The organism is Sulfitobacter sp. GN1-4 (assembly GCF_055693825.1).
On the sequence record NZ_JBVFUQ010000003.1, the window covers coordinates 2,919,269 to 2,933,906 of the forward strand.

Annotated in this window: 18 protein-coding genes; 5 read left to right on the forward strand and 13 right to left on the reverse strand. The window is 52.3% G+C overall.

The window, feature by feature from the left end; translation table 11 throughout:
• Window positions 1-600: 600 nt before the first annotated feature.
• Complete coding sequence (locus ACZ1HM_RS14960; RefSeq protein WP_472743474.1) at window positions 601-1,758, reverse strand: MFS transporter; 1,158 nt, start codon at window positions 1,756-1,758, stop codon at window positions 601-603.
• Between the two features lie 173 nt (window positions 1,759-1,931).
• On the opposite strand from ACZ1HM_RS14960, the gene ACZ1HM_RS14965 reads away from it, so the two are divergent.
• Window positions 1,932-2,453, forward strand: a complete 522-nt coding sequence (locus tag ACZ1HM_RS14965; RefSeq protein WP_472743475.1) for a GNAT family N-acetyltransferase — start codon at window positions 1,932-1,934, stop codon at window positions 2,451-2,453.
• A gap of 217 nt (window positions 2,454-2,670) precedes the next feature.
• Here the strand turns inward: ACZ1HM_RS14965 and ACZ1HM_RS14970 are convergent, their stop codons facing one another.
• Both ACZ1HM_RS14970 and ACZ1HM_RS14975 read right to left on the reverse strand, forming a co-directional pair.
• Window positions 2,671-2,952 (reverse strand): AzlD domain-containing protein, encoded by a 282-nt coding sequence (locus ACZ1HM_RS14970; protein WP_472744632.1) that lies wholly within the window; start codon window positions 2,950-2,952, stop codon window positions 2,671-2,673.
• 16 nt (window positions 2,953-2,968) lie between these two features.
• The gene (locus ACZ1HM_RS14975; RefSeq protein WP_472743476.1) at window positions 2,969-3,607 is read right to left on the reverse strand and encodes an AzlC family ABC transporter permease; all 639 of its coding nucleotides are present in this window, start codon (window positions 3,605-3,607) and stop codon (window positions 2,969-2,971) included.
• 174 nt (window positions 3,608-3,781) lie between these two features.
• On the opposite strand from ACZ1HM_RS14975, the gene ACZ1HM_RS14980 reads away from it, so the two are divergent.
• On the forward strand, window positions 3,782-4,273 hold the full coding sequence (locus tag ACZ1HM_RS14980; protein ID WP_472743477.1) for a CGNR zinc finger domain-containing protein: 492 nt from the start codon (window positions 3,782-3,784) through the stop codon (window positions 4,271-4,273).
• Between the two features lie 9 nt (window positions 4,274-4,282).
• On the opposite strand, the gene ACZ1HM_RS14985 is transcribed toward ACZ1HM_RS14980, so the two are convergent.
• From ACZ1HM_RS14985 to ACZ1HM_RS15000, 4 genes are all read right to left on the reverse strand, one after another.
• Window positions 4,283-4,753 carry a GNAT family N-acetyltransferase gene (locus ACZ1HM_RS14985; RefSeq protein WP_472743478.1) on the reverse strand — a complete coding sequence of 157 codons (471 nt, stop codon included), beginning with the start codon at window positions 4,751-4,753 and terminating at the stop codon, window positions 4,283-4,285.
• 302 nt (window positions 4,754-5,055) lie between these two features.
• Window positions 5,056-5,226, reverse strand: coding sequence for a VOC family protein (locus tag ACZ1HM_RS14990; protein ID WP_472743479.1), 171 nt, complete (start codon window positions 5,224-5,226; stop codon window positions 5,056-5,058).
• Window positions 5,227-5,320: 94 nt separating this feature from the next.
• A complete protein-coding gene (locus ACZ1HM_RS14995; protein WP_472743480.1) occupies window positions 5,321-5,821 on the reverse strand; it encodes a GNAT family N-acetyltransferase in 501 nt (166 codons plus the stop codon).
• Window positions 5,818-7,029: a GntT/GntP/DsdX family permease gene (locus tag ACZ1HM_RS15000; RefSeq protein ID WP_472743481.1), complete on the reverse strand. Its 1,212-nt coding sequence runs from the start codon at window positions 7,027-7,029 to the stop codon at window positions 5,818-5,820. The genes ACZ1HM_RS14995 and ACZ1HM_RS15000 overlap by 4 nt, the downstream gene beginning before the upstream one ends.
• 83 nt (window positions 7,030-7,112) lie before the next feature.
• Here ACZ1HM_RS15000 and ACZ1HM_RS15005 point away from each other — a divergent pair, with 83 nt between their 5' ends.
• Window positions 7,113-7,994, forward strand: coding sequence for a LysR substrate-binding domain-containing protein (locus ACZ1HM_RS15005; RefSeq protein WP_472743482.1), 882 nt, complete (start codon window positions 7,113-7,115; stop codon window positions 7,992-7,994).
• Between the two features lie 34 nt (window positions 7,995-8,028).
• Here ACZ1HM_RS15005 and ACZ1HM_RS15010 read toward each other — a convergent pair whose 3' ends face one another.
• The 6 genes from ACZ1HM_RS15010 to ACZ1HM_RS15035 form a co-directional block, all read right to left on the reverse strand.
• Window positions 8,029-8,439, reverse strand: a complete 411-nt coding sequence (locus ACZ1HM_RS15010; RefSeq protein WP_472743483.1) for a GNAT family N-acetyltransferase — start codon at window positions 8,437-8,439, stop codon at window positions 8,029-8,031.
• A 66-nt stretch (window positions 8,440-8,505) separates the two neighbouring features.
• Window positions 8,506-9,162 (reverse strand): LysE family translocator, encoded by a 657-nt coding sequence (locus ACZ1HM_RS15015; RefSeq protein ID WP_472743484.1) that lies wholly within the window; start codon window positions 9,160-9,162, stop codon window positions 8,506-8,508.
• Window positions 9,163-9,327: 165 nt separating this feature from the next.
• Window positions 9,328-10,224, reverse strand: coding sequence for an EamA family transporter (locus ACZ1HM_RS15020; RefSeq protein ID WP_472743485.1), 897 nt, complete (start codon window positions 10,222-10,224; stop codon window positions 9,328-9,330).
• A 103-nt stretch (window positions 10,225-10,327) separates the two neighbouring features.
• Entirely contained in the window at window positions 10,328-10,876 is a 549-nt protein-coding gene (locus ACZ1HM_RS15025; protein WP_472743486.1) for a YbhB/YbcL family Raf kinase inhibitor-like protein, read from the reverse strand.
• A gap of 80 nt (window positions 10,877-10,956) precedes the next feature.
• Entirely contained in the window at window positions 10,957-11,757 is an 801-nt protein-coding gene (locus ACZ1HM_RS15030) for a helix-turn-helix transcriptional regulator (RefSeq protein WP_472743487.1), read from the reverse strand.
• Window positions 11,758-11,963: 206 nt separating this feature from the next.
• The gene (locus ACZ1HM_RS15035; protein ID WP_472743488.1) at window positions 11,964-12,893 is read right to left on the reverse strand and encodes a LysR substrate-binding domain-containing protein; all 930 of its coding nucleotides are present in this window, start codon (window positions 12,891-12,893) and stop codon (window positions 11,964-11,966) included.
• Between the two features lie 144 nt (window positions 12,894-13,037).
• On the opposite strand from ACZ1HM_RS15035, the gene ACZ1HM_RS15040 reads away from it, so the two are divergent.
• Complete coding sequence (locus ACZ1HM_RS15040) at window positions 13,038-13,823, forward strand: CmcJ/NvfI family oxidoreductase (protein WP_472743489.1); 786 nt, start codon at window positions 13,038-13,040, stop codon at window positions 13,821-13,823.
• Window positions 13,824-13,841: 18 nt separating this feature from the next.
• Window positions 13,842-14,573, forward strand: a complete 732-nt coding sequence (locus tag ACZ1HM_RS15045; protein ID WP_472743490.1) for a glutathione S-transferase family protein — start codon at window positions 13,842-13,844, stop codon at window positions 14,571-14,573.
• Window positions 14,574-14,638 lie beyond the last annotated feature (65 nt).

The following is a 14,638-nucleotide window of genomic DNA, read 5'->3' on the forward strand; positions in this document are numbered from 1 at the left end:
ATGTCCTATTTCCTGGTACGTTCGATCTTACTGCAAAATGGGATTGCATTTCTAACATTGTTTGGTTCTTGCGCATCTGGCTCAGTCGTCATGAAGTGCAGGAAGATCAGGCAATGGTGGGACGGCTCGGGGCTCTGTCGAATGTTGTGAAAACTGTCGTGAACATTGCTGACCTGCTCCCCTGAAAAGTCCTCAAACTTTGGTTCGCCTGTTCTCCAACTGAGGAGACAGACGATGAATGGCCCGCCATTCGCTATGCTCAGAAAACATGGCTAGCGGCAAGCAATTTTGATGCTCATGGACAACAGAAGCAAAGCCTCGCCCTTCTAGTAAAAATCGCCCAGGGGTAGCCACTCACGACCAAATGCCGGACTGTTGAAGGCCACGCATTCATTGATGAGAACGTATTCTATTCGCTTCCCGTGTCTGGTCGTTATGGTAAGCGGAAGGCGGCACTCTGCGCTTTCCTAGTATGCGGTTTGTTAGTACCGCTCCAGGCGTACCTTCTGAATTCAAGGCAGTACCCGAGACCATGCACCATGCTGAAAACGCGGAATATTAACGGGCATTTAACCGGCACTCTTCGGGGCGGCTTTTGCTTTAAGTACCTGAAGGTGCCTTGTCCGGGGGCAGCTGTGCAAGACTGAGGAATGCTACAGCGACACATCCCGCCGCAATGATCCAGAACGGCTCAAAGCTACCAAAAGCATACGCGACTTTACCGCCCAATATTCCGCCACACGCAGATCCGACACCGAGAAACAGGTTCGATCGCCCAAAGATGCGACTTGCTTTTTGATCAGAAATAACCACGGTCAGATACGCCGGAAGTAAACCGAACAGCCCAAAGTACAACATCCCGTAGGCGAAGCCAGCAAACAGAGCAAAGCCCGACCCCCCTCCCAAACCCAAAGCCAGGATTGCGTTGCCAAGCACAAAGAGACACAGCTGAACAGTTCTCTGGATGGACCACCGGTTCGCAATAAATGCCAAAAGGAGCCCGCTGACTGATCCGAGGGCACCCGGTAAAACCCAAGCTCTCGCAGCAGATGCCTCGGTGAACTGTAAGTCTTCGCTTAGGTATGCGGCAAAGTACGTTTGGAAAGAGACCAACCCAACACCGCAAAAAAACATCAACGCACAAAAGCGACTAGTTGGGAAATCTGACAAATCACCATTCTCCAGAAACCGGTCCATCGTTGCTCTTCGTTCAATCCGAACACTTTCAGCACGAAATGATGCAAGCATTATAAGCGAAACACACCCAACCAAGATGGTAAATGAACCGACCGAGACCCAAAGAAGGAAAACACCAAAACCCTCCAGAGCAAGAGGTACCAAAAACCCGTTTGCAAGAAACCCTATTGCCGTCCCACAAGCCGCCGTGCTTAGCGCCGTGACACGTTGACGTTTATCAAATCTCGTCGCTGCATATTTAACCATCGGCACCCAGGATAGTGCAATCAAAGCTCCGAGTATCCCGTATGCTGCAAATAGAAAGCCGCTTTGTTCGATGAAACCAATCAGGACAATGATCACACCACTGAAAACCGTCGATAAGGATATAATCAGCTCGGGAGCCATTGTGATCGCCAATCGCCCTGCAATGAGGGAGGCAATGAAGTAGGCACCTTGATGTATCGCTGTAAGCATGCCGATGTCGTCGTAACTAATGGAAAATCGCTCAAGCACCTCAGGCCACATGGTGACCATAGTGTTCCGACCAAAACCGAACATGACCGTTACGATCAGTGTCATCACAAAGACGCAACACAAAAAATGTAAGGTGCTATTCCTCAACAGCCAGACCTTGAGTAAACATATGAAATATCTGGTGTTTGCTTACCAACACCTGCGTGTACACTGTCAGATAATGCCCTTGAAATTTTGAGGGGCAAAGGAACGCAACCAGCAAGATTTAGGCATCTGAGATGGCGCAAGAAAATGTGGAAATACGACATTCCGACGCCCAATCGCCTCAATCGGTAAGGCTGTTTGCCGCTGCACATGAAGCCATGCAACCCATCCACCCCAACATCAACAATGCCGCGTTTTCTATGGACCCATTGCGGGCGGTTGGCGTCAAACTCCTGCTGGCTTTTCATAAAGAAAGCCCGGCCGGATGCTGTGCTGTCTTTGAACAAGACGGCTATTCCGAATTGAAAAGGCTGTTTGTCCTGCCAGAAATGCGCGGATTTGGTGTTGCGGAAGGTCTGCTTGAAGAGGTTGAGGCTGTTGCACGACGCAATCACACTAGGAAAATCATGCTTGAGAGTGGAATTCGACTGGAGGCCGCCCACCGCTTATATCTGCGATCAGGCTATAGAAAACGCGGGGCTTTCGGCGGACATGATGATCTTCCGGATAGTCTTTTTTCGAGAAAGAGCTTGATGCTTAGCCCAACCCCTGCCCTGCATAACTGCGTCCCTCATGATTTGCCAAAGCACCTTTGAATGCCAGCATAACACTGTTGTGCTCCGTTCTTTTGTCCCAATTTCGACTTGGCAAGGTTCATGCTATTTCACAGGACGTCTCACACAAAATGAGAAAAATCTGACCTTTGCATGCAATGTGGTCATTCAAGACTGTCTCCCTTTGCGTAACTATTTTGGATCAACCGCGCCTTGCTATGGTTTCGTCCCTGCATTCGAGAGTGACAACCCGGTTTTTTTACACGTTGAAGTATGACCAGGTAGCTGCCACGGAAATCCCAGCCAAAATCGCCCAGATTGCGCTTTGGTTGCGCAACATCACAACCACACATATCGCAAGCGCCGCTGCTTCGCGCCATCCGGCTTGAGCGACAGTGGAGGCGACCAAAGCAGAGACAACAGACACAGCCATCGCATCCAGAAACCGTTCGATCTTGTCAGAAATTGCAATTCGGCTCATCAATACAGGCCCTGCTATCCGATTGCAGAACGTAACGAAAGCGACAACCAATATGGCCATCCATGGCGTCAAATCACTATCCACGAATAACTCCCGCCGCTCCGCCCACAAGCGCCGCCGCGATGATGTTCCATCCCGCCGGTAGCCAACTCAAAGTCAACACACTCACACATGCGGCGATGACCGCTGGTTCGATAGAGGACCGGTGTCTTAGTCTTTGCGTCATCACTGTTGCAAAAAAACATACCATCACAACGTCGAACCCAAAGGATTGTAGTGACCCTGCGTAGATACCGATGGCCGTTCCCAAAATCCAATTCAGCCATAAGACTAACCCACCACCAAGCAGGATACCGACGTCTTTTTCGCCCGCTTGGAATGCCCGTTGACTGTCGGTGAAATTCGGGTCGCTCAGCAACCCAAGTGCCAACCATCTCTTTAGCAAGGGCAACTGGTTCAGCCAGGGAGAGAGAGCAGCGCCAGTGATGACGTGGCGACCATTGATGGCAAAAATCACCAAAGCTATGGAGAACAGATTTGCCGGATGCGGCCAGAAGTCAAGCGATGCAAACTGGGCAGCGCCCGAGAAAACTGCCGCACTCATTACAATTGCCTGGGGGCCGGTCAGCCCTTGTTCAATCGCGGCAACCCCAAAGCCAATTCCAAATGGAATGACAAAAAGGGACAAAGGCGCGAGCCGCTTGACGCCAAACATAACCCCTTTCCGCGTCAGCGTAACACTGTCGGCAGAGCGGGGTGCGTCCGGCTGTTTCGATCTAACCATTACCTAGGTTAGTTCGCGTTGGGATTGCCTGTCAACCAGTATAGTGGTTAGATGAGGTCATGACCTATAGCACTTCTTCAACCGTCCGAACTCATTGCCGGTCGTTTGGCGCTCGACTTTGTAAACACTGCAAACTGGTCGGACGACGGGACTGTGATCGATGAAAAACTGTCAAACAGGGCAGACCTCCAGATTTGGATGGAAGCTCTTAGTCTGACTGAAGCCAGTCAGTGCGCCACCATAGAAGACTTGCTAGCGCTAAGGGCTATGCTACGGTCTGCCTTTCTTGGCGATGGGAGATCGTTGAACATCAGTCTATTCGATTACGTCTCGCCCCCAAAATCCCAGCTTACATCTAACGACCTAACAGTAAGCCATCTTCCGTTGGACAACCTCATTGTCATTTCCGCCATCTCTATCCTAAGCGATCCACGTGAGTATCAACGCCTGAAGAAATGCCCTGGACACAATTGCGGATGGCTATTCATCGACGAAACCAAGAACGCGCGCAGGAAGTGGTGTATCATGGAAACCTGTGGCAACCGCTCAAAGGCTGCGAGGAACTATGCCAAGAAGACCCGCCAGCAAAGACGCTGATGTCTACTTTTAATCCAAGTCGAGTTTTTTCCTCATATAGGCCCGAACGAAACTGTCCCGTGTATGTGTAGGCGGGCCCTTTCGGATCACCTTAAACCTGCGACGACTGTACATCTCAACCAGTTCAGCCATGAATTCCACAGTATTGAGCTCAATAGCGACCATACCATGTTTGAGCGCCTCAACTTCCAACGCTCTCATTAAAGCGCTCCCGACCCCTTTACCTTGAGTGCCCGGCCCAACAGCAAGGTAGTCAATATTCAAACAATCGTTCAGCTTACTGTAGACTAGCACGCCAAAGATCGCTCGGCCGTGCAATCCAACCAAGACGCGGCTTTCAGAGATTGCACTGCTCAAACCAGAGAAAGACTGATCTGATAAGTCTCGACCAAGACTGTGTACAAAGTCATGGAACGCCGCTCTTAACACTTCTGAGCATGCGGTTAGCTCTGCCATAACAGCGTATCGAATTGTGGTCATCTCGCTCTCCTCAAAGAGTGAAGAGATTCGAGTTGTTTGTGAACTCCACTTGGGACAGCCAAAGTTTCTCGAGGATGAATGTCAGCATATATCTCAATAACATTGCATTCTGGATCATGCAGAAACAGCGTGAGATGTGCCCAGTCCTGACTAGTAGGGCGCTCGATGACATCAACGCCTATCTGGGTCAGCTGTTTAAAGGCTTCGTCGACGTCTGCGGGAGGGAGCCTGAAGCTTATCTGCACAGCAGCAGATGTTTCTGGGATTCTTTCGCCGTCATAAGCACAACCACGTGGACGAAGTCATAGATGCAATGTCCCTACTCGCAGCTCGACCCAATTTCCTGGCTCTTCGCCGTCGATTTCAAAGCCCATGACATCGCTGTAGAAATACTTCATTTTATCAACGTCATCACAGGGAAGGATTACGTAGTCTAAACTTCGGATGGCATTAAGACCGGATCTGGCTTTCACAGCCGCTTCCTAGATACCAAGAACCCATTTCGTCCGAATACCGTGTCGACGGACGCTCAAAGTTCGCGGCCCATAATTTCTCTTGGTGACCAACCTAATCACTGCGACGTTCCATCATAACGACATCACGCCATCGACCGGCGTGCGGTCCATAGGTCATCCGCCCTAGCTTGGTCCGGACACCGAGGCGCTTAAAGCCACAACTCTCGTGTAAGGACAGGCTTGCCTCGTTTTCGGGAAATATTTGCGCGACCAGCGTCCAAAAACCCTGCTCCTCAGCCCTCGAAACGAGTTCCAAAAGCAATTCCCGGCCCAAACCCTTCCCTTGCTGTTCACTCGACACGTAAATTGAGACCTCACCGACCCCTCGATAGACTTCGCGGGCCGAAGTTGGACTGACCCCAGCCCATCCCGTGACATGCCCGCCATCAGTTGCCACAAGAGAGATCCCACGCCCTGTTTTGAAGGCATTTTCGAAACTGCTCCAATCATGGGGCTTTTCTCGAAACGTGGCATTGCCCGTTGCTAGACCTTCGGCGTCTATCCGGGTAATTGAAGGGGCATCACCTTTGCGTGGGCTGCGCAGCGCTGTCATGCCCAAAGAGCCACGACAGCCAGCAGGACAGCCAAACCGACGCCGGCTTGCAATACCGCTCCACCTGTCAGAATGCGGATAGCACGCGCCTCGCTTGTTTCATGTTCAAGGGCATCACGCCGCACCAACCAATAGTAGCTATCATTGGGCAGGATAGCGATGAAGGAACCGAGGCAAATGGCGAAGACCGCAGCAGTTGGTTCCGCACCGCTCGCTACGACGATAGGGGCAGCCACGGGGGCAACAGCTGCAAACGTGGCCATCGACGATCCTTGGGCGAGCTTAAAGACTACCGTCAAGGCAAACAGTGCTATCAGAGTCAGAAGCCCGCTTCCGTTTGGCACAAGGCGATCAAGAGGGACCAGCATCGTCAAAACCTCACCAAGGGCACTTGCTGCACCGATTACTAGTAAAAGAGACCCAGTGCGCCGCACGGCACTGTCCAAACATTCGCGCCTTGCGGCGACGGGTGTTTGCAACAGCGCTAGGATCGCAGCGCAGAGTAACGCTCCCTTCGGCATCAGCAGGAAGTCGATGATCCCGATTCCTGTCCGCCCGACAAGGCCGCCAATGATCAAAAGTGCGGTCATAACCAAAAATGGGGCAAATGTGATGAATAGTCCTGAACTGGTTTGCTCTGTCGCAGCAACAACGCCGTTTCCCGCCGGTTTGTAGGCAAACCGCGCCCAGATGACACCAGCCATCCACACCGGCACTGTCAGCATCACACCTGCCAAGAGCAATGTGATAGGCGGGACCGCTTCGGTGACTGCCGCACCCAACCCGGCGGCGACAATTAATGGCCCGGCAGGATAAAGTAGTTTGAATCCTGCATATGCCCCGAAGGCTAACTCCAGCTTATAGCGACCTGCCGCAGGTGAGAGGGCGGCATAAGCAGTATCCGGACAAATCATACCTGCCCCGGCAACGGGCGAGGCAAAGGCCGTCGCGCGCCCTGCGGCTTCTGAGGCGACATTCTGGCGAGACAACGCAGCAGCCAGCGTAAATGACGGCAAAAGGATCAGAGCAAACTCACCCAATGACCTTCCGAAACCCAGATTGTATGCGGCGACCAAGTCAGCCGAACTCATGCCGCTGCCCAATCCGAGGATCAAAGTCAGTATGACCATCCAAACAACGAGTGGGAGGTCGGGAACCCAGTGAAAGCGAACAGGGGTTTCGGCCCTTGTATTAGCAATATCCGTCATCTGTCAGCACCCTTCCATGTACAGTTGGGCTCATGCTACAAGGTATAAAGTAACCAACAAAATGAGAAGAATCTGGGTTTATCATGCATATAGGTCATGCAAGACCGTCACTGCGTTCTCTGCAGGTTTTTGAATCAGCCGCCCGTTGTGGCGGCTTCACTGCCGCTGGTGCGGAATTGGGAATTACCCAAAGTGGTGTGTCACGACAGGTCTCTGACTTGGAAGGGGTACTGGGGATTTCGCTCTTTGTGCGGAATGGTGCAAGGCTCAGGGTGACGCCTGCGGGACAGCGGCTCGCAAACCAGCTGGCCGAGTCTTTCTCAGCGACCTGGACAGCAGTCAACGAAGCCGCACAATCAGATCACGTGGTAACATTGTCTATGTTACCATCTGTTGCCGCCCGCTGGCTCGCGCCCCGTCTGGAACGGTTCATGACAGCCCATCCTGACATTGACTTGCGCATCACTGCATCCAGGCATTTGGTTAATTTTGCAAGGGAGGGCATTGATGCCGCAATTCGCTACTCCCCTGCCCCACCACAGAACCTCGATGCGGTTAAACTCGCGGACGAGACGATTAGCCCCGTCTGTACAGTAGAATATGCGGGGCAAAACGGCATAGCCCATCCGAATGATTTGTCGCGCGTAACTTTGCTACATAGCGATCTACCGGAAAACTGGGACGCCTGGTTTCGAAAGGCCGGGTGCACCATCCAGCCCCAGCCGGGACCACGATTGGGGGATGATACTGCAATTCTTCAGGCGGTTCTAAGCCACCAAGGTGTAGCCCTCGGGCGTTCCTTGCTTGTCGCAGACGAAATTGCCAACAACCGCCTGATCATGCCTTTCGACGTGACGTTGAATGCCAGCTATGGGTATTGGTTTGTGCGCCCCAAGGATACGCCAAACCAAGCCTTAACTGCGGTTCAGAACTGGGTCAGCGAGGCATTCGGAGAGACACGATGATCGCCCCATGATGCCGCGTTGGTTCATAAGGTGCTTAGTCAACATTCAATCTATACACCACGAAATTGGTATCCCTGCCAACTTGATCATAAAGGCGCCGCGCCACGGTGTTTTCAGCCTGCGTATGCCAGTAGATGTCCCTTACCCGCCGGGACCGGCATAACTGCACAACGCCATCGATCAATGCGCGCGCAACGCCCAAACCGCGCACATCCGGCGCAGTAAAGAGGTCCTGCATATAGCACGTTTGTTTCAGCTGGATCAGGTTGTCATGAAAGGCGACGTGGGCAATGCCCACCAGTTTCCCGCCCACCGATGCAACCAACCCGTCTACCGAACTTTCAGGGTCTAGAATACGTTTCCAGGTCGCCTCGACCACGTCCTTTGGCAGCGCGGTATCGCCCTTCCGGCCATAAAAAGCGTTGTATTGCGCCCAAAGATCCATCCACGCACCTTTGTCCGCGGAAACAGGTGGGGCAACGTCGACGGTTTTACGGGGGGGCTTTCGACATCATAGTCCTTTCATGTCACCTATGCCGCTTACTATCAGTGAAACACCAATCACCCCGAATACGCCAGCAAACACCGCCTCGGTGGCACGCCACATTCTTTGATTGGCTGCGATAGCGGCTTTCATTGAAAACAAGACACCATAAAAGCCGTAGACCATGAAAGCCGCGATCGAGAAAACCGGGCTTAACCCTGCCACCTGCCACGCAGTCATACCGGAGCCAAACAAAAACGATGCAATAGCGGCCCACATCAGCGCGGCGGCGGGGTTGGTCAGAACAACCAGCGCGCCATGCCGAAAGCCGGCCCATGCCGTCGCTCCGTGATGGAAACGGTCAAACACCACTTGTTCTTGACGTAACAAAGCCCGAAGACTCTTGAGCGTTAGCCACAAGAAGTAGCTTCCCCCGAGCACTTTCATGGAGCCCAGCAACACCGGAGCAGTCTGTAAAAGCACACCAAAACCGCAGGCGACCAATATCGTCCACGTGAACACACCTGCGGAAATGCCCGCCGCCATGTGCAGCGCAATAGAGCGGCCGCTGCTCAATGCAGCAGATGCAACCGCAGCGAGGCTCGGACCGGGCATGGCGAGGGTCACAACGACGCTTGCAAGCGCGAGGATGACATCCCCAAACCAAGCAGTAGGGTCCAGCATCACAGGTCGCTTTCCGCAAAGGTGAGCATGATATGATTTCTGGATGTTCTCAATAACCCGCGCATCAAGATGGTTGGCGAGAGAGACGCCACAGTGATCAAGATGACTTGGCGAAACCTTAGGTCTTGGTCGACGTTTCCGGATGGGCAGTTCACGATGCAAGTGTCAGTCGACTAGGATCAAACATAAAATACTGCCCACGATCAGTAAGCAACCGACAAGCTCTGGCCCATTGATCGCTTCTCTGAAGACAAACACGCTCGATCCAAAGGCAAACAACATCTCAACTTGTGCGACAACTTTCACTAGGGCCGCTTCTTGCAAAGTGAATGCCGCAAACCAGCACAGCGTCGCAGTTGCGCCCACAAAGCCCACCATCAAGGAGGCCTTCCAAGCAGCAATCACATGGATGATTTCTTTGCGGTTCATGAAGAACAGCATCAAAATGGTCTGAAAGACAATTCCAACCAACAGCGTTGTTGCAGCCTGAACGATAAAATCCTCGGATCCAACACTGCGCGCAGCTGTTTGAAAGCCAATTGCCGCGAGGGCGAACAGAGTACCAGAACCCAAGCCAATCAATGCGGTCTTGCCAGCATTGGAAGATATCAGTTGTTGGCGAGTGATCCCAGTACGAGCAAAGGAAATACATGCCAAGCCAACAACGGCCATGAATATTGCGAGCATCGCAGACAAGCTGAACTGGAAGCCAAATAACACAAAGGCAAACAAGGCCGTTTGGACAGGTTCGGTGCGTGCGTAGGCATTGCCGACGGCAAAATTCCGGAAGGAAAAGAGATGTATCAAAAGGAAAGTGGCCAAAATCTGTGAAATGGCTGCGATCACCACCCAAACCGCAAATCTGCCGTTCAAGTGAGGGACGCCCGCATCAAACCCCCAAATCAACAACACCCAATAGAGTGCTGCAAATGGTACGCCAAATCCAAAGCGTACAAAGGTCGCCCCGGTGGTTCCAATAACGCCTTTGAGCTGTTTTTGAAGCGTGGACCTCAAGTTCTGGAGGAACGCGGCCGTGATGGTGATCGGGATCCAGAGTTCCATAATGTCGCAGATGTGTCTCACTGAAAGGATGGATGGCAACGGCACCGATAGCCGATTGGCCGAAGCGCGATCTGAAACGCCGATCGCAATAAGTCGAAGGTTGTTACCGAGAGAAAACCGCCGTCAGTATGGCAGTATCAAGTGCGTTTGCCCGGGTCATAAAACCAACCAAAGCCGCGCTGGCATCTTCATCAAGGTCAAGGTTTTCAACACCAAGCGCATGTACCCGGAACTGGTAGCGATGCACGGCCCCTTCTGGGGGACATGCGCCACCGAAACCTGACGTTCCAAAATCTGTTCGACTTTGAATGGCCCCATCGGGCATCCCATCGTCTTCCGATCCAGCGCCTCGTTTCAATGACGTCACCTCTGCGGGTATGTTGAATGCGACCCAATGCCACCAGCCGGAGCCTGTTGGCGCATCGGGATCGTACAGGGTCACCACATAGCTTTGTGTCCCTTCTGGTGCGCCGCGCCAAACCAGCGCCGGGGACGTATTGCCGCCGTTGCACCCAAAGCCCTGCAAAACAAACTTCTGATCCAGATGCTGACCTTCGGCAATGTCTGGGCTGGTGAGTTGAAACGAGCCTTCTGCATATGCTGGGATGCAAAGAATTGCAGAAAGCACTGCACCCAAAAAACTTGCCTTCATCACGATGTCTCCGAAACTGTGTCTGAAGATCAGTCTGAGACAAAGCGTTGCAAAAGGTATTGCGCGCGCCGGTCAACTTTTTACGCTATGCGGTCACTTTTCGAGCGACCCAGTAGGTTTCTGGGAGCGACGGCAAATCGCGCCTTGAAGGTCTCGTTAAATCGAGATTGAGAGCTAAAGCCACTTGCGAATGCGATCTCTGCCAAAGAACGATCTGTGGTCTGAATAAGCATCAGCGCTTTAGACAACCGTGCATCGCGCAGTTCCTGCGAGAAACTTGTGTTCTCTTTGCTCAGTTTCCGTCTGAGTGTGGACTCGCTCAATCCAAGCGCTTGTGCTGCGTCCTCGGATCTCCATGCCCTTTCCAGATCGGCCTCAAGCAAGTCCCGTAGACGAGCAGTCACAGCTGAAGGCGATGTTGGTTCAAGAGCTACTCCCGCCTCTTGCATCCAGATGGTCAGCTCTTTGAATCGGTGCAGGAGGATGCGGTCCGATACGGCGCTGTTGGTCAGTGCGTCGACCAACCTGGAAAAGGCGTGGCTGAATTCATCATGCATTGCCCCAACTCTGGATGTGCGCGAAGGACCCTCGATTTGCACGTCTTTACGACACTCGAATATGGCGGCTTCATTGATGACGAAACCCTCAGCCCAGTAAAGCCCCTGGTCGTCCACAAGGTTCGACGCAGTCAATCGCTCTCCACGGCGTAAATATGCAAACTCGCCCGACCTGACCCGAGTCTTCTCTCCAGCTTCGTCAATGATGACCTTTTCCCCAGAACAAATCCTGAGCAGCAAAAAATGTGAGGTATGGAGTTGGTGAAACGTGGCGCTGCTAGACTGCCGCACCTCGAGGTATTCGATCTTAGCTTCGGTTTGCATTGGATTTATCATCAAAGGCTTTGTCGTTGTCGCAAGTCGTTTTGACAAGTCAGCAGTCTCATGCGCTCTTGTCTCTCGCTAGCCTGTTAGTTTCCGGGGCGAAGAATTTTGCTGTCAAATTGATACTCGCAGGAAGAGTGGTGTTTTTCGGACCACCGTTCACCACAGCAAGTGGAACAGCAGGACAGACCGCTCGAACAACCAGTTTAGTGTTTCTTAGCGCCCCGAAGGAAAGCGTCCGCCTCCTGTTTTAGCCAAAAGATGAACTTTCGCACTGCGCTCTTCTGAAGTGAGGATTTTGGATAGACCAGATAGTGATCGAAGTGAGACGGCATGTCGAAGTCTTCAGAAAGGGCACGCACAAGGCTGCCGGAGTAGATGTCATCAGAAACGAACGCCAAAGTCGCGAGAGCAAAGCCCATACCGGCTACAGCGGCTTTGACGGCGTGCTCCTCCATGCTGAAATGCGTCCCACCGTCCGCCGAACTTCCGTCAAGACCATGATACTCGAACCACTTTTGCCACGTTGGAGCAGCTTGGGATTGTATCTTCCAATCCACATGAAGCAGTTGATGTCCAACCATCTGATCTGGGCTTTCTGGCATTCCAGAATTTTCAAAGAAACGAGGGTTGCAGACAACAAATGCGCGATCTTCGATCAGTAACTCGGCAGAAAGGCCGGCGTATTTTCCGGTTCCTTGCCGAATGCTTAAGTCCACACTGTCACGACCAAAGTCTACAAGTTCGTTGCGTGCATCAACATGAACGGTCACGTTTCGGTGCCGTCTTTGAAAGCGATCGAGCCTAGGCAATAACCAACATGATGCAAACGAAGCCGTTGTACTAATCGTAACGACGTTCTTCTGGCGGTCGATCAAAAGCTCACGCATCGCCGCGTCTAGTCTGCCAAAGCCCTCAGAGACGCCGGGGTAAACGCTTTTTGCCTTTTCGGTAAGGGCGAGCGACCTGGTGGTTCGGTCAAATAGCTGCGCACCAATCAGGTCTTCAAGTTTGCGAATATGCTGACTTACCGCAGCTGGCGTGACGCCGAGTTCAGCGGCGGCATCTACGAAATTCATGTGCCGCGATGCAGCTTCGAACGCCCGCAGGCTGTTTAGTGGAAGATGAGGTCGCATGTCGCTTGATTGCTTAGTTTTACTTACTAATCAAGGAAATTTGGTCGTTTGAAATATGACGATTTCCAGTGGAGTATGGAGTGAACCGTAACTTGTAGCGCAAAGAAAGTCTTGCAGAAAAGAGACCTCACGCATGACCCGCAGATGATAACAGCGACCCTCAGATACCTTGCGGCCGACAGTGACAGCCCGGCGTTTTTTATTGGCGAGCCTGGAAAAGCAAGCAGATCGTTTGGAACATACGTCGACATTCCTATTGGCATCCGGAGCGGTCGCACTGCGGTGCCAAAACCAGCATTCGATCGCGAGGGATTTGAGCTAATCAAGCATGAGACGACTGATGTAGACTTCGGCTCTGATAGTGACGTCGAGGAGCAATACTATCCCCAAATCACCCGCTTGTTTCAGGAAAGGCTAGGTGCCGAAGAGGTCTTGGTTTTTGACCACACTGTGCGGACAGAAGCTGAAACTGAAGGCGTCAGAAAGCCGGTTCGTCATGTGCATAACGACTACACAGCGGCCTCGACCGCACAACGAGTACAAGACCTCACCGGTGCTCGCTCAAAATCGCTCTTGAAGCGGAGATTTGCGCAGGTCAATTTTTGGCGCCCTCTCGACAATCCTGTTCTGATGTCTCCACTCGCAATCATCGACGCCCGCTCGCTTTCTCCCGAACACCTTGTAAAGGCAGAAGTTGTGTATGGCGACAGGCGCGGGGAAGTGTACGAAGTCGTTCACAACACATCTCATCGTTGGTTCTTCTTTCCGACCATGATGCCGGACGAGGCTCTTATCTTTCGCGGATATGACTCATCGGAAACTGTGACCCATCCGTTCACACCCCATACTGCGTTTGACGATCCCAACAGTCCAGCAGATGCGCCCCCACGCAACAGCATTGAGTTGCGCGCAGTGGCATTCTTCAACTGAATGAGGAACACTGATCAGATGTCCTACATCCTCTACTACAGTCCTGACAGCGCAAATCTGGTTGTCCGCATGGTTCTTGAGGAGATGGGGCTCGAATATGAAGAACGACGCGTGCCTTCCACAAGAACGGAACGAACCGATATTTTTTTTAAGATGAACCCACGAGGGCTGCTGCCGGTCCTGATCGATGAACTAGAAGGTGCTACCCTGTTCGAAACGGGTGCAATTTTGACCTATCTCGCCGACAAGCACGGCGCTTTGGGACTAAGCGATGAAAGTAGAAAAGAACGCGGAGACTGTCTTCGCTGGACCTTCATGTTGTCCAACACACTGCATGCTGATCTTGCCATTCGGTTTTATCCAGAAAGGTATGTCTCCACTAAATCCGAGATCAAGCCGCTACAAGCGGCAATGAAACGACGCGTACAAAGACACCTGGAACTCATAGATGAAGTTTTAGGAAACCATGGTGGTTCGTGGTTCTTGGAGAAGGGTCTTTCAATATGCGATTTCTACCTTGGTTGCTGCGTGCGTTGGGCGCAAAGATATCCCGCGGATGCACCCGCGATCGGGCCACATGAACTCGAGAAAATGGCAAACCTTACAGCTGCCCTGACAGCCCTTCAAGAACGCCCTTCAGTGAAACACGCGATGATAAAAGAGAATTTAGTGGGGAGTGCTTTTGTTGGCGTGCATACCGAAGACGCGTTGGCTCGTGTCTTTGAGGCAGTTGGTGAAGGAATACCTTAGAGATCAAAGAAGCCAAGTTCTAACGCCACCAGAGAACGACATCGAAATCCAAAGGCAGAAGCCGC